Genomic DNA, 19,342 nt, shown 5'->3' with positions numbered 1-19,342 from the left:
GATATGGATACTATACCGACTTTAACGGCGAAAGAGCAGCGAAACATATTTTTTCGTCTAATGAAATATACAAAGCCGCATAAAAAAACGATTTTATTTGCATTTGCATTATTACTGCTGACAACGATAGGTGATGTCTTTGGACCCATCATCATCAAGGTCTTTATAGACGATTACTTAACCCCAAGAGAGTTTCCGTACGGTCCACTTGTAGGATTGGGAGCGACCTATTTATTCATTCAAATAGGGAATGTATTGATCTCTTACTTTCAAATATTGACATTCCAAGAGATAGCCCTGAAAATCATTCAGCAGATTCGTGTGGATGTTTTTACGAAGGTCCAGGGGTTAGGAATGAGGTATTTCGATAAAACCCCTGCAGGAAGTATTGTCTCCCGGGTTACCAATGATACAGAAGCGATTAAAGACATGTTTGTGAGTGTGCTGGTATCCTTCATTCAGGGAGCATTCCTATTAACAGGTATATTTATCGCTATGTTTGCACTCAATACCCGGCTGGCCTTCTTCTGTTTATTCATATTGCCTGTCATTTTTATGATTATGAATCTTTACCGCAAGTTTAGCGCCATCTTCTATCAGGATATGCGCGAGAGATTGAGTCAGCTTAATGCAAAGCTTAGTGAGTCTCTTCAAGGAATGTCCATTATCCAGGTGTTCAGGCAGGAAAAAAGACTAAGAGAAGAATTCGGCGATATCAATGAAAAACACTATTTAGCTGGAATGAAAAATATAAAAGTGGATGGATTATTATTAAGACCCGCCATTGATCTGGTGTATGTAGCGGCATTAATTTTAGTTTTAAGCTATTTTGGCGTGACATCATTCAATCAAACTATTGAAATAGGGGTTTTATATGCCTTTGTTAATTATCTGGACCGATTCTTTGAGCCGGTCAATCAAATCATGATGAGACTATCCATGTTTCAGCAGGCAATCATTGCCTCTTCCCGAGTCTTTAAGCTGCTGGATGAAGATGAACTTTCCCCGGCACAGAATGTAGAGAATCATTCGAAAGGAACCATCAGTGAAGGTGAAATAACATTTGACAATGTTTCATTCTCTTATGATGGGAAAAAAGATATCCTTAAGAATATTTCATTTACCGCAAGACCTGGAGAAACGGTCGCTTTAGTGGGACACACAGGTAGTGGAAAGAGCTCAATCATTAATTTACTCATGAGGTTCTATGAATTTGATCGTGGAGATATTCTAATAGACGGTCAAAATATCAGGTCTTATCCAGAAGAGGAGCTGCGTGGGAAAATGGGGCTAGTCCTGCAGGATCCATTTCTCTTCTTTGGAACCATCAGAGATAATATAAAGCTTTATTCAGAAGCCATGACGGAAAAAGAAGTGGAGAAAGCTGCCACATTCGTTCAAGCCAATACTTTTATAGAGAAACTACCTGAAGCATATGGGCATCCAGTGGTTGAAAGGGGATCAACGCTTTCGAGTGGCCAAAGGCAATTAATCGCTTTTGCAAGAACCATCGCAACCAGACCGAAAATACTTGTCCTGGATGAAGCAACGGCCAATATCGATACGGAAACGGAAGAAGCCATTCAAGGGGCACTATCAAGAATGAGAAAAGGAAGAACAACGATTGCCATTGCTCATAGACTTTCTACGATTCAAGATGCAGACCTCATCATGGTTCTTCATCGGGGGGAGATTGTCGAGAGAGGAAGTCATCAGGAATTACTTGTTCAAAAAGGGATTTATCACAAGATGTATCTTCTTCAAAATGGCTTAATTGATGGCATGGAAGATGCCGTTACAAGTACTTGAAGGTATGAAAGGCAGACTCTATAAATTCAGAGTCTGCCTTTTGGTCGTTGATATTTATATTAGAATAGTATAATTGTATTCAATCATGCCTTAGCTCATTTGAGGTGAGCACTTTTTTATGTATAGGGAGTTGTAGCTATTTAACAGACGATCAAGTTCCTGACTAAATTGAATAGCTTGAGGTGACGTGAGTCCATTTTCAGCAACAATATCAATTAATTGAGCACGCTTTTTTTCAATTCGTTCGAGAAGCTCTTTTTTAGACACGGCTGTTTCCTTTCTTTTGTATGTCCTTACAAACGGAATACAAAACTAGTAATAACTGTAACTTTTTATTAGTATAACGAAAATTGAACTGTTTTTCAAAGCAAAATTATTGGTTTCTTAAAAAAGAAAAGAGAGTTTAACACATTTGAAAAAGTAAAATGTGCATGTAATATGATGGTCACAAATCTTTCACACAAACATTCCTCATAGAAACCGGTTTTGTTTGATAGAATAGAGATATATATTGAAATGTAGGAGTTGTATAAATGTCTGACTTTAATATTTTCTTAGCAATTGGGGCCGGTTTCCTAAGCTTCATCTCTCCATGCTGCCTCCCACTATATCCCGCTTTTCTTTCTTATATAACAGGAATGAGTGTGAATGAGCTCAAAACAGATAATGCTATGCTTCAAAGAAGAAGTTTATTACATACGTTGTTTTTCTTAGTCGGTTTCTCGGCAATCTTTATCGCCATCGGTTTTGGTACTTCCCTTATCGGAAACTTCTTTTTGGATTATAAAGATCTTATCCGTCAGCTTGGAGCTATCTTCATTGTCATATTTGGATTGGTAGTCATCGGCGTATTCACACCCGAATCATTGATGAAGGACCGTCGCATTGAATTTAAGAATAGACCGACAGGCTTTTTTGGCTCCGTATTAATCGGAATGGCCTTCGCTGCCGGCTGGACACCTTGCACCGGGCCGATTCTTGCTTCGGTTCTGGCTCTTGCCGCCTCTAATCCAGGTTCTGGCGTCATATATATGACAGCTTACGTATTAGGGTTTGCCATTCCGTTTTTCATTCTGTCATTCTTTATCGGAAGAATGCAATGGATCAGAAAAAACAGTGGAAAGATTGTAAAGGTAGGGGGATATGTGATGATTGCGGTAGGGATGATGCTATTCTTTGATTGGATGACCGTCATTCTAGCTTACCTTACTTCGGTATTTGGAGGATTCACTGGGTTTTGAACCAATAAAATAATAGAATAGAATATACATTGCATTACGTTTTATGGTATAGTTTAAATGGATGAATTTAGGAAATTAGATATAACAGACATCGGGTAGCGTATACGAGGAGGAAACATCTGTGGCAACGATACTTGTAGTGGATGATGCGAAATTTATGAGAATGACTCTTGGAAGCATGCTTTCCTCTGGCGGTCACGAAGTCGCAGGGGAAGCAGAAAATGGACTTATCGCCGTAGAAAAGTATCGTGAGCTTCAGCCGGATCTGGTGACAATGGACATCACGATGCCTGAGCTGGACGGAATAGAAGCGGTTAGAAGGATTTTATCCGAGTTTCCCCAAGCTAAAGTAATCATGTGTTCAGCTATGGGTCAACAAAAGGTAGTGGTGGAAGCCATTGAAGCGGGTGCAAAGGACTTTATTGTGAAACCCTTTGACGAAGTGCGGGTAGAAGAAGCCATCAAAAGAGTTTTAGGGTGATAAATCGAAAGAGAGGTTAAGGCTCTATTCAACCTCTCTTTTTTGTGTTTTCGTTTTTCTCTCATTTGGGCTATAATAGGGAAAGGTATGAAAGTAGAAAATAAAAGGATGATGATGGTTTATGATGATAGCTTCATCCATTGTTGCGATTTGCATGGGTTTTATGGTGATATTTATTAGGATGAAGGCTCAGAAAAAGCCTGTTAGCAGCAAGAAGATTATCTTACCTCCTTTGTTTATGAGTACAGGTGCGTTAATGTTCTTATTTCCTGTTTTTCGAGTCACTTTAGGAGAGTTTCTAGAAGCGATTACCGTAGGCATGATCTTTTCTATATTGTTGATCAAGACTTCCAAATTCGAAATTCGTGATAATGATATCTATTTAAAACGTTCTAAAGCGTTCGCATTTATTTTGATTGGGCTCCTATTAATACGAATATTGGCCAAATCCATTCTAAGTGCATCGATCGATTATGGTGAACTAAGTGGGATGTTCTGGATTCTTGCCTTTGGTATGATCGTTCCATGGAGAATCACCATGTATCTTCAATATAGAAAGCTGCACCAAGAGCAACAGGATTTAACAACGAATTCAATTTAATTCATGGGGGAAAATAGCAGGGTGATTCCTATCACGCTGCTATTTTATTTGGAAATTTCTTCACGTGAAATTACGATTTCTTTACAAAGGAGACCAATATGCTTAGGGTTGAGGCATTTAGGGCAAAGAGAGAGATGAAGAAAATAACAGAGATATTGGTGGGATAAGTATTGTTTACACTAGCAGACATTTGGACGTTTTTTCTGGCATTCTTTTTAACACTGCCATTGGTCACCATCGTCCATGAAGCAGGTCATATCCTCGTTGCCCGCATATTTGGTGCAAAGATAAAGTTTTGCATTGGAACCGGTAAGCATTTAATGAGCATTGGTCCACTGGAAGTGAAGAGAATGTATTTTATGGAGGGTTGGTGTCAATATACAGAATTGAAGTATAATAAGGTGTGGGTTCATGTGCTTATATACATCTCTGGAAGTTTATTCAACCTGATTGCGATTTTAGTCATTAACTCCCTGATATTTGAAGGAGTCATTCCTGTTCACATCTTTTTCTATCAATTTGTGTATTTCTCCGTTTATTTTATATTCTTTTCATTGTTTCCGTTTCGAAATGGAGAAGGGAAACCAAGTGATGGACAAGCGATACTTGACGTCATTAGATACGGTAAGGCAGAGGATCCCATTGATTAATCATATAAAAAAGGTAAACGATCATCGTTTACCTTTTTTTTGCTTTCTTCCATTTATAAAACAGGAATGCCGCACCTATAATGAAAATTAAATATAGCACAATCGGAATAATTAATATCGATCCCATCGTCTTTCCTTTCTGTCACCTAGAATAAATGTTCGTAGGGGGTTACATCTATTTGCATTTCGTTTAGTTTTTTTCGAAGAAACTTATGGTCCCGTTTCGGAGTCGCCAGGATATATCCTCTTATGACTAATTCCTGAGTAATGGAAGAGGCTCTTTCTTTTAAAGCCAATTCTCCAATTTTACCTGCAATTTTTTGCTTCGCTACGTCTCTAAATAATTCGGGTACGGGTGTGACCAACTCATTGAGCATTTTCTTTTCCTCATCACCCCATAAATGGATGGTTTCATTCACATAATGCTCTTCCCAGTCCAAATCGGATTTTCCATCCTCTTTAGGAAATCTCTTTAAGAATTTCCTGAACATAAAGAATCCACCAATAGCAAATGAAGCCACTAAAAATACGACCCAAAACAGTATGAAATATAAGAACCAACCTTCAAGCATGCTTTCACCTCAATTTTTCAAAAAGCGTATGTATCGTATTCATTATAGACAAGGGAAAAGCTTGTGACAAGAATATCATTGTTTTTACAAAAGAAGTCAAAAGAAGTCTATACTGTTCTTAATTAGAAATGATATACTAATAAATAACAAATATCGCGAAAATTCTTTCTATTTCGATTCTCGTGCTTGGATGGATAGGGGGCTCACAGGATGATCTATAGAGGGAGAATAGTATCAGTGCTCATTGGACTTTTACTAGTCTTGACATGGGATTTTATTTATTACTTTGTTCTGCATTATCCAGTCGATTTGAAAGTGGATTTGGTATTCACTGTATTGATTCTCTTTATCAGCTACTATATGGGGAAGAATTATGACACAAGCTATAAAACGTTAGCTGCCCTCCGCAAGAGTGAAGAGAGGGTCAAGCTTCTCAATGAAGAAATGCAGCATGTGCTTCAGAGTATAGATGAAGTAGTCTTTCATACCAATTCCAAAGGAGAGTTTCAATTTCTGAATCAATCCTGGGAAGACTACACGGGATATACGGTTAAAGAAAGTTTACATAAGAATGCTCTTCATTTCATATCCCTACATGAACGTCATGAAATTCTTCGAATGGTAAGACAAAGCATAAGCTTGAAAAAGGAAAAAATGAAAATGGACTTCTCTTATCAGAAGAGGGATGGTCAGTTTCGTTGGGGTGAAGTGAATGTTAAGTTAAACTATGATGAAAATGGTGAACTTCTTGGTACGGTAGGAACCATCTCAGACATTACCGAAAGAGTACATAATGAAGAAGAATTGATTGAAATGAATGAAACGTTAGCCATTGAATCTCAAAAACTATCTGTCGCCGGGCAATTAGCAGCCGGAATTGCACATGAGGTACGTAATCCCCTTACGTCGATTAACGGGTTCTTACAGTTATTAAGAGATGATGCCGATGAGAAGACGAAGGAATACTTAGGGATTGTCTTTTCTGAAATTAAGAGGATTGAACTTGTGCTGAGCGAATTGTTGATTCTTGCAAAACCGCAATCCGTTACATATAGACGAATCAATATTATCGAGACCCTTGATCATGTTGCGAAATTATTAAATACGAATGCCATTTTATATAATATTGAAATCCAAACCGATTTTCATGAAAGGGAGCTCCATATTCGTGGAGATGAAAATCAGCTAAAACAAGTGTTTATTAACTTACTTAAAAACGCCATAGAATCGATGCCTCATGGAGGAGCGATTACGATAAGTGCAGACTTGTCCTCCTATAACAAGGTTCAATTAATCTTCAAAGATGAGGGAGTAGGCATGAAAAAAGAAACGCTGGATAAACTCGGAGAGCCTTTCTTCACAACGAAGACAAAAGGCACGGGCTTGGGTCTCACCATATGTCTGAGAATTCTTCGTGATCATGGGGCGGATATCAGGGTGCAAAGCGAGCAGGGAGAAGGAACCACCTTCCATATCATGTTTGAAGCTGTTCAGGCCACAGAGAGAAAAAGGAGGGAAACCTTACAAAACCAATGAACTAATAACCCTTATGGATCGAACATAAGGGTTATTTGTCGTCGGCAATAGGCTGTATATTTAAAATATTTATAAGATTTAAACTTTGGAAAAATTAGAAAATTCTTCTTTACCAGTCTATTCTCCCCGTGATAAGATACTTTTTGCCGGCTTAACATTAATTGAAGAAAGCGATTTCCTATAGGAATTGCTTGCCTTCTATACTTGAACATGTTGATTGAGACAGAGAGGGGAAAACAAGTATGAAAAAAGTATGGTTTTTAGGTCTGGGTCTATCTTTAGCATTGGTTGGATGCTCCGATTCAGGTTCTGACGAAGCTAAAAAAGAGGAAACAACAAATGCAAAGGAAGAAAACGCAAATGTTGCTGGAGATATAATGGATTTTTATTTAAATTTAACAACAACCGTCAATGGTGTTGATATTGATCTTAATGGATATGAAGAAGCGGTAGCAGGAGAAGAGCCTCCAGCAGGAGAAGAGTTGAAAAAAATGAAGGAAGCTGCTGCAGCATCAGCAACTGAATCTGCTAAAGCGGTAGAAAGCATGGAGATCCCTGGAGGTCTTGGTGATCATAAAGATGCGGTGGAATCATTCAAATCGACCCTGACAGAATCATATAATATGAAAGCTGAAGCTCTCTCTAAAGAGGGCGAAACAGATTTAACGGCAGCCAATGAAAAATTAAACGAAGCAGAAAACCAAATCAAAGAGATTCTTGATGAAGCAGGGTTAGTAAGCTCAAGCTTAATAAGTGATCTAAACGGATGATAAATTTAAAAAGCGACTCCATGAAATGATGGATTCGCTTTTTATTTTCATATAGTCGCCTTTTTCGCTCTTTTTACCTATATAGATGATGAGGGGAGGGAAAAGGATGGAAACTATTATTTCATTCGTTTCTGAAGTAGGTTTTCCGATTGTTGTCACGATGTATCTGCTCTATCGTATTGAGACAAAGCTGGATGCCGTAATCACGTCGATACAAACACTACCTCAGCAGTTAAAAGAATAATAGAAAGGAGGCCTCTCATGTGACATGAGGGCCTCCTTTCTATTTATGAAAGCTTAATAAAGAATTAAAGCGATATAGGAACGAACTTTCTGTAAGTTGACATTTTTTTTACGTATAACTTCTTAGTTTGATATAATTTAGGGAGATAATCAATGACCGGAGAGGGGACAACAGCAGTGAAATTTATTCATACAGCCGATTGGCATTTAGGTAAACTGGTTCATGGCATCTATATGACAGAAGAACAACGCTATATATTAGAGCAATTCATAGAGCTTGTAAAAGAGGAGGAGCCCGATGCAGTCGTGATTGCAGGGGATCTTTATGACCGATCCGTTCCTCCTACTGAAGCTGTAGAGTTATTGGATGAGGTATTATTCCGGATTAATGTAGAGTTAAATACACCAATAGTGGCTGTATCAGGAAATCATGATAGTGCAGAACGATTATCATTTGGTTCATCATGGTACAAGCATAGTCACTTTTACTTGAAAGGGAAGCTGACAAATGACTTTACTCCAATCACTATTAATGGGGTTAATTTCCACTGCGTTCCCTATGCTGAGCCTGGGAATGTCAGACAAATCCTTGAAGACGATTCAATCAATTCTCATCATGCTGCAATGGAAGCAATTGTGAACCGGATTGAAGAAAAGATGAATCCCGATGAACCACATGTCTTTGTGGGTCATGCATTTGTACTTGGGGGTAAAACCACAGATTCAGAACGGACCCTTTCTGTTGGAGGATCCGGCTGTGTCGGTGCCGATGTGTTTAAGCCTTTTCATTACACAGCCCTGGGGCATCTTCATAGTCCAGATGCCATCAGGCATGAAACGATTCGATATTCCGGATCTCTATTAAAATACTCTTTTTCTGAAGCGAGTCAGCGAAAATCAGTGAGCATTGTAGAATTGGATGGGGACGGGTCATTCCAATTACGAGAAAAAGTGCTTCAGCCGAAACAAGATATGAGAGAACTCCAGGGACTGATGGAAGAGCTTCTTGATCCCGCATTCTATCAATCCCAGAAAGTGGATGACTATTTAAAGATTACGTTACATGATGAAGGAACGTTAATCGACCCCATCAATCAATTGCGCCAAGTTTATCCGAACGTCCTTCATTTGGAGCGGAAAATGGATCTCACCGATGCAAAAAAGAAAAATACGTTCCGTGTACTAGAGGATAAGAAAAGGTCGGAGCTTGACTTGTTTAAAGAATTCTATGGGGATATGACGACAGGTGAGTTTACCGATGAAAAGGAACAAGTCCTGCAGAACGTTATTGAACAAGCGAGAAAGGAGGTCGATCAAGCATGAAGCCTCTTCAATTAGTGATGCAAGCCTTTGGACCCTATGCAGGAAGAGAAACGATTGATTTTCGTTCGTTGGGGAATCGCACAATGTTCGTGATATCCGGGAAGACTGGTTCAGGTAAGACGACTATTTTTGATGGAATATCCTATGCGATCTACGGAAAGGCGAGCGGTGAAGATCGCAGTCCGACTGAACTGAGAAGTCAATTTGCAAGTAATGATGTTATGACGGAGGTAGAGCTTACATTCAGTTTAAGGGGCAAATCGTATCGTATTTGGCGCTCCCCTCAGCAGGACAAAAAGAAAGCAAGAGGAGAAGGCTACACAACCATCAATGCCCGATCTGAATTATACGTATACGATGAAGATGGGAAAGAACAGCTACTGGCGGCTAACGTCAGGGACGTGGATGAGAAGATCAAAGGGTTAATTCAACTGGATGCCAATCAATTCAGGCAGATCCTGATGATTCCTCAAGGAGAGTTTCGAAAGCTCTTAACTTCAGACAGTAAAGATAAGGAGCTTATCCTGCAACGTCTATTCCATACAGAGCTCTATAAGACCATCCAGGAAAAACTGAAATTTGAGGCAGACGATTTAAAGAAGTCAGTAGAAACCTCTATGGAAGAACGAACAAGGGAATTACTTAGAATTCATTTTGAAGAAAATGAAGAGCTTCAATCATTATTATTAGAAAATCCATTGAATGACCACCATATTCTTCACCTTCTTCAAGCTCACATTGAGAACATGGAAATAAGGGAGAAAGAAATGCAGCTTAACTATGAAAGTGTGCAGGAGAAAAGAGATGATCTTAAGAAGCAGCTTCAAGAAGCAGAAGGATTGGTCGATCAATTCGTTCTTCAAGAAAAACTAAGGGCTCAGAAAGAATCCCTTTTAAAATTAAAGCCTGAAATCGAATCAATCGATCGAGACATTTTATTAGCACAGCGAGCCTCCCGATTAGTTCCACAAGATGAGTATTGCCATAAACTAAGTCGAAACTTGAAGGAACTGAAGGGTCAATTAGCTCAACTTACCGAGGAAAAGAATGCAATCTCACAAAAGCTACTAGTAGCTAAAGAAACATTAAAAGAAGAAAAGAATAACGAAAATCTCAGGGACGAGGTTTCAAAGAAAATCACTCAACTCGAAGAAATGGAGAAAGATATAGATTCTCTGGATAAGTTGATGAAAGATACCAAAGAAATGAAAGAAAGTTATGAGAAACAGCAAGGCATCGTCAAAAAACAGAAAGAGCAGATTTCATTTTTACAAGAAGGCATAAAATCCCGGGAGAAACGACTTGAAGAAGCCGAAAATGGTCAAGAAGATTTATTTAAATTAGAAAAATCTTTGCAAGAGAATCAATCATTCCTTGAACAGGTAAATGAAATAAAGAAAATGGATCAAAAATGTCAGCTTGTCCATAAGCAAGAGCAAAAATTAAAAGAACAGTATCTTCACCTTCAAAAACAAAGTTTGGATGCGTCTGAAACTCTGGTCCATTTAGAAGAAAAGTGGCACTCTGCTCAAGCTTCTCACCTTGCAAAAGGGCTGGTTGATCATGCACCTTGTCCCGTTTGTGGCTCAGAACATCATCCACATCCTGCCGCCAGTGTTGATTCATTACCCTCTCAGGAAGATTTGAAAGTGGCGAAGGAAAAGCAGCAGGAACTCAACCAGGAAGAAAAAAGGATGAGCCTTGCGATCGCTCAAGAGGAAACAAAAATGCAGGGTATTCAGGATCAGATAGACGATATCGTTCGGAAAATTCGTGTCAAGAAAAGCGATTTTGAGCCGGACGAAATAGATGATACTCTTTCTCAAATGACATCAGAGAGCGAAGCATTGACACGGACAATGGCTGAAAAGAAAAGAGAAGTCGAACAAGCAAAGGTACTGAGGGAGGAAGTAAGGAAAGGAAGGGAAAAGCTAGAAGAACTGGACGGCTCAAGGTTGAAAAACCTAGACAAGCTGCAGGAGCTGAATACTCTCTTCCTTACGAAGGATACGACCCTTCAAAAGGTGAAGGAAAGTATTCCTTATGAGCTCAGATCAAAAGATCAATTTAACAAAGTGTTAAAGGAGCAGAAGCAAAAAAGAGAAGAGTTGAAGATGGCATACGAGCGCGCCCAGAAGCAATACTATGAGCTTGAGAACATGTACAGTGTAAAAGAGTCACAAATGAGAGACAAAGAAACGCAGATAGGAAAAGTAGATGTTGAGATGAAAACAGAACGTGAAGCATTCCTTTCGCTTCTTACAGAACAAGGTTTTTCCCACTATAAAGCATTCCAGGAAGCGAAAAAGTCTGAAGCAGAAATCCTCGGTCTTCAAGAAAAAGTGAAGAAGTATGGTGAAGACCTGCGTTCTGTTTCCGATCGTCTACATGATATCGTAAAGCACTTACAGGATAAACATAAGCCTGATGTGAAAAGCATTGAAGAAAACATATCACGGGTTACCGAGGAACTTAGGCTTGTAAACGATAAACTTAATAAAATCATGACAAATACGAAAGAGAATAAGCTTATCCTTTCACGGGTGACAAGCATAAACGAAGGGATAAAGCATTTAGAATCCAGATATCAAATGGTGGGACACCTGGCAGAAGTGGCCCGGGGTCAGAATGCAAATCGAATTACATTTGAAAGATATGTGCTGGCATCATTCCTTGAAGATATACTTCGAGTGGCAAATGAACGATTAATCAAAATGACGTCGGGGCGATATCAACTGATTCGAAAAACGGATAGAAGCAAAGGAAACGTCCAGAGCGGTTTAGAGCTGCTCATATTTGATCAGTACACAGGTCAGGAACGGCACGTTAAAACGTTATCCGGAGGGGAGAGCTTCAAGGCATCGTTAGCGTTGGCCCTCGGACTTGCAGATGTCGTGCAACAGTATGCAGGTGGCGTCTCACTTGAAACGATGTTTATTGATGAAGGATTTGGTACACTCGATCCAGAGTCCCTTGATCACGCAATCGAAGCACTTATGGATATTCAAAGCAGTGGGAGACTAGTTGGGTTAATTTCTCATGTTCCAGAGTTAAAAGAAAGAATCGACGCTCGTCTGGAGGTCATATCCTCCCAAAGTGGAAGCAGAACCGAGTTTCAGTTTTTGGCTTAGTTCTATTCATACATGGGAGCTTCACAATAACGATGAAAACAGTCAAAGAGACCATCTCTTTGACTGTTTTCAATTGTGGCAAGGATACTTATCAAGAATATAGATGTGATTTGGGCATGTGCGATCCTTAATTGGAATAGGAGGTTTGATTTCTTTTATGTAGGACATAAATAGAGATAAAACAGTCTGAAATTTGGAGATAACCTATGAAAAGCATTCGTCCTATTTTAATTCCCCGACAATTAATACTATTACTCATCCTTTCAACAGGCTTATTAAATCATGTCATGCTAATACCAAGCATCCTGAATGCAGCCGGGAGAGATGGATGGATCAGTATCCTCTTAACCTATCCAATATTATTTATCGTGACATTATTCATTTATTACATAGTAAAGAATTCCCCGCAGGAAGGCTTCTATCATCTACTTAATCAAAAGTGGAACAAATGGTTTGTTTTCCTATTCTCACTGCCAATGTGTTTATTTTTATTATCAAGTGCATATATAACCTTTGTTGATTTAATAATATGGTTAAGTGCATATTTTTTAGCAGACGTCCCATCACTATTAGTGGTAGGAAGCATCTTCCTTATCTGCTTCTTAATCAGTTGGTCAGGGATCAAACATATGGCCATCGCGAGCGGTATTTTATTGCCATTGGTTATGTTATTTGGATTTTTCATTGCTTTTACAAACACCAATATGAAAGATCCCAGTCTATTATTCCCCATTTTCAGTAATGGATATGAGCCTGTCTTTAAAGGGATGATTTATGTATTATCTGGTTTACTTGAATTATATTTGATCGTATTAATCCAGCCTTATAGTGAAGGGAAAATTAAATTTCACCATTTAATCGTTCTTGGGCTAATAATAATGGGCTTGATGTTTGGACCATTAACCGCTTCCATCATGGAATTTGGACATATTGAATCAGCGAATATGAGATATCCAGCTTATGAACAATGGAGAATTTTATCCATTGGGGAATTTATTACTCATTTAGATTTCTTTGCTCTCTATCAGTGGTTATGTGGTGCACTTATCAGGATTAGTTTATTTATGTTTTTGTTGGCTGTTTTTTTTACGAAAAAGAAGGATCGTTATCAAATATCACTAAAAGTGATGGTGCCAATATTTCTAATACTGCTGGTCCTTATTTTTATAGATGTTGATACTTATTTTTTTTATAAGTTCTTATATATGTACTTTTTTCCCGCAACCGTTGTCCTTTTCATCGTACAAATTATTACGTCAGCAGTGATCCTCCGATTTATAAAGTAAAGGATGTTCAAAATGAAGAAGTCTTCGAAAGAAAAGCGGATAGAGGAAGAAAAAAAGGACACCTTGAAAGAGGTAAAGCAATTATTTTCGAAGAGTCATGATTTACTTATTCGAGAACATTTTTTTCACGATGAAGTCGTCACCCTGGTGTATTTTGAGAGTTTGGTCGATCGACATTACCTCGATCAATTCATTCTCCCAAAATTAGAAGAAGCACATGAAAAATCCTATGCAAAAAAGGTGGAGGGGAATTTCCAAGCCGTAGATGAAACGGGAAAGTCCCTGGATATGCTCTCCAACGCTCTATTCAATGGGTATATTTTGTTTTTTATCGATGAAAAAGTCCTCTCCATACATGCAGGTAATTTTCCTAAACGGCTCCCGGAAGAATCATCGCTTGAAACATCTATCCGCGGGCCGAAAGATGGATTTGTTGAAGACTTAAATACAAATATATCCTTAATCAGAAGAAGGCTTTTCACTTCAACTCTTTCAGTGGAAAAATCTAAAGTAGGGACCCGCAGTCATACAGAAATTGCCATCATGTACCTGGATGATGTAATCGATGAGCGTATTCTCAAGGAATTATATACAAGATTAGAAAAAGTGGATATTGATGTATTAACGAGCAACCACCAATTGGAATCTATGCTTGATGACAATCCGTATTCTATTTTTACTACGTTTGATTACACCGGTCGACCCGATTTTATCGTTGATTCACTAGTACAGGGGAGGTTTGCTCTCTTGGTTGATGGCTACCCCACGGTATCTATTGCGCCAATAAATCTGTTATTACAAACAAAGTCTCCAGAAGACTCCAACATCAACTACGTATTTGTTTCTTTAGAAAGGATTATAAGGGTCATCGGGGTATTGATTTCAACATTTCTGCCAGGACTATGGGTTGCATTTTCGGCTTATAATATTGAACAAATTCCCTATCTGCTCGTGGCGACGATCTCCATGTCCAGATTCGGCCTGCCCCTTTCTGCTCCTGTTGAGATGTTTATCGTCCTATTTTTGTTTGAGTTTTTTAACGAAGCGGGTGTCAGGCTACCAAGGGCGATAGGTCAGACGGTTTCCGTGCTTGGGGGCCTGATTGTGGGAGATGCCGCCATACGTGCCGGGTTGACATCCCCAACCATGCTGGTCATTGGAGCCATTACTTATATTTCGTCCTTTACTCTCGTCAATCAATCGTTGAAGTATGGGACTACGATATTAAGGTTCGCCGTATTGCTCATTAGCACTTTTTTTGGATTGTTCGGTGTTGTCATGAGTTTTATTCTGACGGTTCTCTATTTAGCGACTAAATCTTCCTTTGGTACTCCATTCCTTGGCTCAGTAGCTCCCATCGGTTGGAATGAAGTCATTCGGTCATTTTTTCGATTGCCCATTCAATTTTATAAAAACCGTACCCCTTCAACCAGCCCGGATGACAGTACAAGGAAAGGAATAAATCAGCGTGATCAACAAGACAAATAGACTCATTTTCGTTTCTTTAATCCTTTTATTGACAGGGTGTACAGGTTCAAAAAACATTCAGGATCTAACGTATGTCGTTTCGATCGGATTGGATTACAATGAAGAAAACCAGGAATACACAGCCTATCTTCAAGGCTTGAATTTTGCCAATGTAGCAAAACAGGAAGGAAGTAAGCCTTCAGAACCTGTGCCGGCGTTTATAGGTTCTGCTTCCGGTAAAACACTGAATTTGGCTGTAAGTCACCTATATAAAGCATCAAGGCCATCATTATTTTTTGGACATACAAAAACGCTCGTCGTCTCAAAAAATGTGTTGAAGTACAAATTCAAAGAGGTCCTGGAGGATGTGGGAAGAAATCGCTCATTAAGGCCTAATCTGCAGATATTTACCACTGATGAGAGTATGGAAGAAATCTTTAAGGTGAACGGCTTATTTCATTATCCTCCCGTTTATACAGTTTTGCTGACGGAAGAAACGATGGAGTCTTTACAGGATGATATCGGGGCTACAAGTTTAATGCATTTTTTAAGGGAATACTATGAACCGATGGGCACGGCATTCATCCCGAATATTAGTATTGATAAAAAATCCTGGCAGACCGATCAACCTTACCCTGTACTTTATCTGAACGGTTACAGTCTATTTCAACAATCACAATTCAAAGGAGATCTTCCTTCTAAACCTTCTATCATCGTTGATTGGTTACTTACCAAAAATAATCAAATGGATTATCCTTTGTATCAGGATGACGAATTGATATCGACATTTAAACTAATGACGAAGGAGCCTAAAATAAAATATAAGAAAGAAAAAGGTGATTTTCCCACATTTTCACTTGAAGTCAGTGTGAAAGCTGAACTAATAGAAAAATTAAAGGAGGCCCCCTATAAAGAAGTCAAAAGTGCACTTGAAAAGTCTTTGGAAAATGAAATTGAAAAAGTGTATAACATGGGGCTGGACAAACAAGTGGATTTACTAAATGCAGGTGAAAAATGGTATAGATACCATCCCCTAAAGTTTAAAAAACTTGAAGAAAATCCTTCATTTTATTTAACAGACCATTCATTAGAGGAAGTAATAGTGAAAGTGGATATCACTCATTTCAACGCATATCGTTACGATCACAAAAGTTTGGAATAGAATGAAGGCAGAAAAACACCAAATCGATTGGTGTTTTTCCCCTTTTCTCTTTCATTTTCCAGCTCAATTGAATACCATAGAAATAAGAATATTTTGAATGGAGGGCATCATTGATGAAAATTAGCATTTACATATTATTATTGTTAGTATCAGCCGTAGTTGCAATTGGATGGAGCTGGAAGAGGCTGTTGGATTTCAATACGTATAAAAAGCCATTCTTGGAGGGAGTCGCTCTTCAATTTCTATTTCTTCTTTTTGCATCGGTATGGTGGCTCATTACTGAGGATACAACAGATGGGGTCATAGGTGTTTTCTATTATTTTCTTGCGTTCCTTACGATAATGGTTGTTCATGGGTTTACCCTGCACTATTTATTTTCTAAGAAAAAAATGCAGGAACGGGAAGAATGAGTGTGATCGGGGTCGATGCTGGCGGAACGTTAACTAAGATCGTGTATGAGGAAAATGGCGCGCTGCATTTTAAAACCTTTTCCAGTGAGCAGCAGGTGCTGCAGTGGCTTGGAATCCTGGCTCAAAATCATAAGCTTTACATTACGGGTGGAAAAGCAGAGAAGTGGAGAGGGATTTTTCCACACGCACACATTGTTGGAGAATTCGAAGCGGTATGCAGTGGAGCTAAACTTCTCCTTAAAGAGGAAAAAACTGATCTGAAACAATTCACCCTCATAAATATAGGTACAGGGACGTCTTTTTTTAAGGTTGATGAAAACGGATGTGAAAGATTACTCGGTAGTGGGTTAGGGGGCGGAACCTTCATGGGATTGGGAGGTTTACTAACTGGAGAATCTGACTATTACGAGCTGGTACGGTTATCAAAAGAAGGCAAACGAGAACTAGTTGATTTATCAGTGAGAGACGTATATGAGGCAATGAATTCTCCAGTTCCTGACCATTTGACAGCTGCTAATTTCGCTAAAGGGGATGCTTTTTCTAAGAAAGCAGACAAACTGAGGGCTCTAACGAATATGATAGCCGAAACCATTATCCTCCTTGCATCTCAAGCGTCTCAAGCCCATAAGTTAGAGGATTTCGTGTTTATTGGAAGTACATTGAAATCAAATCCTGCTTTAAAAGAAGACCTTTCACAATTTCAAGATATGTTATCCTACACCCCTATTTTTCCAGAGAAAGGGGCATACGCTGGAAGCCTTGGAGCGTTTGATGTCGGAAGGGGGTCAGAGCATTCACAAAATAGACAATGAATATTGCCTCTGCTGATTGTTTTTTTATCCCCTTTTTACTAACATAGAATGGGAGAGATAGATAAAGTCGGAGGAGATAAAGATGTCAAAAACAAAACCATTTATTGTGGTGATGGCCATCATCGGGATTCTCCTTGCAGGTTGCAGTAATAGTAACTTTCAAGCAGAAACAGATTATGAAGTGAAAGAATTTTCTTATACGAATCAAAATAATCAAAAAGTCGGTTTGAATGATTTGAAAGGACAAGTCTGGATCGCAGATTTCATATTCACTAATTGTGAAACCGTTTGTCCACCCATGACATTTAATTTAACCAAGCTTCAAGAAAAGCTGAAAGAAGAAGGGGTAGAGGATTACAAAATCGTTTCCTTCAGCGTAGATCCTGAAAACGATACGCCGGACGCATTAAAAGAGTATATTTCAAACTTTGAAGCAGATACAAGTAAATGGGAACTACTTACAGGCTATGAATTTGACGAGGTAAAGGACCTTGCGGAACATTCTTTCCGCTCGATTGTAGCCGACGATCCCAATTCGGATCAGATGATTCATGGTACCAGCTTCTACTTGGTGAATCAAGAAGGTACAGTTGTAAAAACGTATAGTGGCAATAGTGATGTACCTTACGATGAAATTGTCCAAGATATGAAAACATTGATTGAAGAGGGATCTGAATAGACTTTTTAGGAAGGAGAATCACAGATTTTTAGGTGATTTTCCTTTTTTACTATTAAAAATTCCATTCCAAAATCAGGGGTTTAAGGATTATAATGATAAATAGTGGAGTCGCTATGGGTTTATGCCCAATGGAATGGTGAACCAGAATTATGATAAAGTTAAAGAATTGCACTAATTAATAAGGCAGCAGGTGAAGAAACATTCGAAACTCAAAAGGTATGATGATGATTGATATAGCCATAACCCTATTTATTTTGATATGGGTATTGAAATCTTTTTCAGATGGAGATGTATGGAAGGGAATCTTATTCGCCATATGTTTTGCCATAATGGCTGGAGTCCTATTTTTTCGGTTTAAAAAGAAAAGATAGAGGGAGAGTGAGAGGATGGGGAAATAATGCAATCAGCTTATTATTTTAAATAAGAGTGACGTGTTTACATATAGAGAAATTAAGGTATAAAGGGTTAGATGAATATCATCGTTTGTAGCTTAGAGGAAAGTAGGAAAAGGGATCATGAAAGAATTATGGAGCGCATTTGGTTGGGTTCTTCCAATTATTATAGTTGTGACGATTTCCCTTATCTTTGCGGTCTCCTTTTGGAAGAAAAGAAAAGGGAAGGGCAGATGGATGAACTTACTGCCTGTTTTATTTACGTGCATAACGATTGGAGGCATCTGTTTAATTACCCTGACTCCATTGACTGGTGGAAATGTAGCTGAGGGATCGGTGAATTTTGATCCATTCTCTAATCTTAAGTTGAATTTAATTTACCGAAATCATTTAGATGTTCCCATTAGAAATCTGTTGGCCAATATATTATTGTTTATTCCATTAACCTTTTTTATAGCTTGGTGGATGAGGCATTCGAAACAAATAATTCTGATGGTCACGTTTATTGGGGCACTTTTTTCCTTTGGTATTGAATTTGCCCAATATTATTTACCTTTAGGAAGAGCGACGGATATTGATGATTGGATAATGAATACGCTAGGTTCATTTATAGGTGGCTTCCTATTTGTGATCGCACGTTTTATCCATAATATTATGAAGATCAATAAGAAAGTAAACTGAGAGTATTAACGATATCGTTAATGCTCTTTTTTAGTGTCAAAAATATCGCTCTTAGGATTCAGATAAACTTTCAACGGAAATGTATAGTCCTTCTCC

Annotated in this window: 19 protein-coding genes; 17 read left to right on the top strand and 2 right to left on the bottom strand. The window is 38.6% G+C overall.

All coding sequences use genetic code 11. The features are described 5' to 3' along the window. The first annotated feature begins 3 nt into the window (after positions 1 to 3). On the top strand, positions 4 to 1,809 hold the full coding sequence (locus DET59_RS02805) for an ABC transporter ATP-binding protein (RefSeq protein WP_113968099.1): 1,806 nt from the start codon (positions 4 to 6) through the stop codon (positions 1,807 to 1,809). A 90-nt stretch (positions 1,810 to 1,899) separates the two neighbouring features. Here DET59_RS02805 and DET59_RS02800 read toward each other — a convergent pair whose 3' ends face one another. Further along, positions 1,900 to 2,076, bottom strand: coding sequence for an aspartyl-phosphate phosphatase Spo0E family protein (locus DET59_RS02800; protein WP_113968098.1), 177 nt, complete (start codon positions 2,074 to 2,076; stop codon positions 1,900 to 1,902). Positions 2,077 to 2,342: 266 nt separating this feature from the next. Between DET59_RS02800 and DET59_RS02795 the strand changes: the two genes are divergently transcribed. The 4 genes from DET59_RS02795 to DET59_RS02780 all read left to right on the top strand — a co-directional run bounded on the left by DET59_RS02795 (position 2,343) and on the right by DET59_RS02780 (position 4,782). Continuing rightward, a complete protein-coding gene (locus DET59_RS02795) occupies positions 2,343 to 3,050 on the top strand; it encodes a cytochrome c biogenesis CcdA family protein (RefSeq protein WP_113968097.1) in 708 nt (235 codons plus the stop codon). Between the two features lie 121 nt (positions 3,051 to 3,171). Continuing rightward, positions 3,172 to 3,531 carry a response regulator gene (locus DET59_RS02790; RefSeq protein ID WP_113968096.1) on the top strand — a complete coding sequence of 120 codons (360 nt, stop codon included), beginning with the start codon at positions 3,172 to 3,174 and terminating at the stop codon, positions 3,529 to 3,531. A 121-nt stretch (positions 3,532 to 3,652) separates the two neighbouring features. Further along, positions 3,653 to 4,132: a CcdC family protein gene (locus tag DET59_RS02785; protein ID WP_113968095.1), complete on the top strand. Its 480-nt coding sequence runs from the start codon at positions 3,653 to 3,655 to the stop codon at positions 4,130 to 4,132. A gap of 170 nt (positions 4,133 to 4,302) precedes the next feature. After that, on the top strand, positions 4,303 to 4,782 hold the full coding sequence (locus tag DET59_RS02780; protein ID WP_113968094.1) for a site-2 protease family protein: 480 nt from the start codon (positions 4,303 to 4,305) through the stop codon (positions 4,780 to 4,782). Between the two features lie 146 nt (positions 4,783 to 4,928). Here DET59_RS02780 and DET59_RS02775 read toward each other — a convergent pair whose 3' ends face one another. Beyond that, the gene (locus tag DET59_RS02775; RefSeq protein ID WP_113968093.1) at positions 4,929 to 5,354 is read right to left on the bottom strand and encodes a DUF2621 domain-containing protein; all 426 of its coding nucleotides are present in this window, start codon (positions 5,352 to 5,354) and stop codon (positions 4,929 to 4,931) included. Positions 5,355 to 5,564: 210 nt separating this feature from the next. Between DET59_RS02775 and DET59_RS02770 the strand changes: the two genes are divergently transcribed. The 12 genes from DET59_RS02770 (at position 5,565) to DET59_RS02715 (ending at position 19,246) form a co-directional block, all read left to right on the top strand. Then, entirely contained in the window at positions 5,565 to 6,890 is a 1,326-nt protein-coding gene (locus tag DET59_RS02770; RefSeq protein ID WP_113968092.1) for an ATP-binding protein, read from the top strand. Positions 6,891 to 7,132: 242 nt separating this feature from the next. Next, a complete protein-coding gene (locus tag DET59_RS02765; protein ID WP_113968091.1) occupies positions 7,133 to 7,660 on the top strand; it encodes a hypothetical protein in 528 nt (175 codons plus the stop codon). 106 nt (positions 7,661 to 7,766) lie between these two features. Continuing rightward, a complete protein-coding gene (locus DET59_RS02760) occupies positions 7,767 to 7,904 on the top strand; it encodes a YvrJ family protein (RefSeq protein ID WP_113968090.1) in 138 nt (45 codons plus the stop codon). Between the two features lie 176 nt (positions 7,905 to 8,080). Continuing rightward, positions 8,081 to 9,226 (top strand): exonuclease SbcCD subunit D, encoded by a 1,146-nt coding sequence (locus tag DET59_RS02755; protein WP_113968453.1) that lies wholly within the window; start codon positions 8,081 to 8,083, stop codon positions 9,224 to 9,226. After that, on the top strand, positions 9,223 to 12,357 hold the full coding sequence (locus DET59_RS02750) for an SbcC/MukB-like Walker B domain-containing protein (protein WP_113968089.1): 3,135 nt from the start codon (positions 9,223 to 9,225) through the stop codon (positions 12,355 to 12,357). The genes DET59_RS02755 and DET59_RS02750 overlap by 4 nt, the downstream gene beginning before the upstream one ends. Positions 12,358 to 12,563: 206 nt before the next feature. Further along, on the top strand, positions 12,564 to 13,643 hold the full coding sequence (locus tag DET59_RS02745; protein WP_113968088.1) for an endospore germination permease: 1,080 nt from the start codon (positions 12,564 to 12,566) through the stop codon (positions 13,641 to 13,643). Positions 13,644 to 13,655: 12 nt separating this feature from the next. Continuing rightward, positions 13,656 to 15,131: a spore germination protein gene (locus DET59_RS02740; protein ID WP_258549554.1), complete on the top strand. Its 1,476-nt coding sequence runs from the start codon at positions 13,656 to 13,658 to the stop codon at positions 15,129 to 15,131. Continuing rightward, positions 15,112 to 16,272: a Ger(x)C family spore germination protein gene (locus DET59_RS02735; RefSeq protein ID WP_258549553.1), complete on the top strand. Its 1,161-nt coding sequence runs from the start codon at positions 15,112 to 15,114 to the stop codon at positions 16,270 to 16,272. Before DET59_RS02740 ends, DET59_RS02735 begins: the two co-directional genes overlap by 20 nt. Positions 16,273 to 16,385: 113 nt before the next feature. Further along, complete coding sequence (locus DET59_RS02730) at positions 16,386 to 16,682, top strand: hypothetical protein (protein ID WP_113968086.1); 297 nt, start codon at positions 16,386 to 16,388, stop codon at positions 16,680 to 16,682. Then, positions 16,679 to 17,494, top strand: coding sequence for a type II pantothenate kinase (gene coaW / locus DET59_RS02725; RefSeq protein WP_113968085.1), 816 nt, complete (start codon positions 16,679 to 16,681; stop codon positions 17,492 to 17,494). Before DET59_RS02730 ends, coaW begins: the two co-directional genes overlap by 4 nt. A gap of 82 nt (positions 17,495 to 17,576) precedes the next feature. Next, positions 17,577 to 18,173 carry an SCO family protein gene (locus DET59_RS02720; protein ID WP_113968084.1) on the top strand — a complete coding sequence of 199 codons (597 nt, stop codon included), beginning with the start codon at positions 17,577 to 17,579 and terminating at the stop codon, positions 18,171 to 18,173. A gap of 515 nt (positions 18,174 to 18,688) precedes the next feature. After that, positions 18,689 to 19,246 carry a VanZ family protein gene (locus tag DET59_RS02715; protein WP_113968083.1) on the top strand — a complete coding sequence of 186 codons (558 nt, stop codon included), beginning with the start codon at positions 18,689 to 18,691 and terminating at the stop codon, positions 19,244 to 19,246. Positions 19,247 to 19,342: the final 96 nt, after the last annotated feature.

Origin of the sequence: Rossellomorea aquimaris, assembly GCF_003315075.1 — a bacterium.
GTDB classification, from domain to species: domain Bacteria; phylum Bacillota; class Bacilli; order Bacillales; family Bacillaceae_B; genus Rossellomorea; species Rossellomorea aquimaris_C.
This window is presented reverse-complemented; position numbering and strand designations above follow the sequence as displayed.